The sequence below is a fragment of the Aeromonas sp. LsrichE-8G genome (assembly GCF_022869435.1).
Classification (GTDB): Bacteria; Pseudomonadota; Gammaproteobacteria; order Enterobacterales; family Aeromonadaceae; genus Aeromonas; species Aeromonas caviae.
In genome coordinates, this window is record NZ_JALIHH010000167.1 from 1 (window position 1) to 815 (window position 815).

Here is an 815-nt window from a genome sequence, read left to right on the forward strand (position 1 = left end):
ACAGTGCTGATCTGCTGGGCAAGCGCCTCATCTTTTGTTGCCCGAGCCAGCTCCTCGGCCGCAACCCTCGCTTTCGCATCCTCGAGGTCGCTGCCGAACTGCGCCTCGACCTCAGACACCCGCCTCGAGATAGCCTCATCAGCGGTGACCCGGGCCGACTCCTCCTGGGTGATGTTTGCCGCAAGCTCTGCCGTCGCGCTCGTTAACTCGGCGGCCAACTGGTCCTGGCGCAAGGACAACGCCTCATCAGCCGATGCGCTCGATTGTTCAAGAGCGCTGATAACGGCATTGGTATCCGCATTGGCCGCCTTGAACTCGGCATCCACAACACTGATCCGCTGTGACAACGCCTCATCAGCCGTCGCCCTGGTCAACTGCTCATTGGTAATCTGCGCCTTCAGATCTGCCGTTTCGGCATCAAACTCTGCCGTCAGCTGCTCGATGGTCCTGGCTTGCGCCTCCTGTTGATTCGCCAGCGTGCTCTGCTGTTGGAGAATGACGCCGCGAGCTTTCCGGTTCTCCCGGTCACGTTCATCCCCGGTCAGAGCCCCTTCAACCAGGCTGGCGGCGCCAACATCTACCTCTGATTCCAGCTTGTCCTGGCGCTGGCTCAGCGACTCCTCATTGCTCACCACGACCCGCTGCAGCTCGGTGATGCTGGCCGCGTTCTCCTCGACCGTCACATCGATGGTGCTGATACGCTCCCCCAGTGCCTGCTTGGCATCTGCCAGGGCCTTGCTCGACTCAGCGAGGGAGGCAGACAGCTCTGTATCCGCGGCCTTGAAAGCAGCATCTACAGTGCTGATCTGCTGGGC

General features: G+C 61.3%; 1 protein-coding gene. It reads right to left on the bottom strand.

The window, feature by feature from the left end:
• On the bottom strand, nt 1-815 hold an 815-nt coding region (locus MUW49_RS18140), incomplete at both ends, for a hypothetical protein (RefSeq protein WP_244813050.1).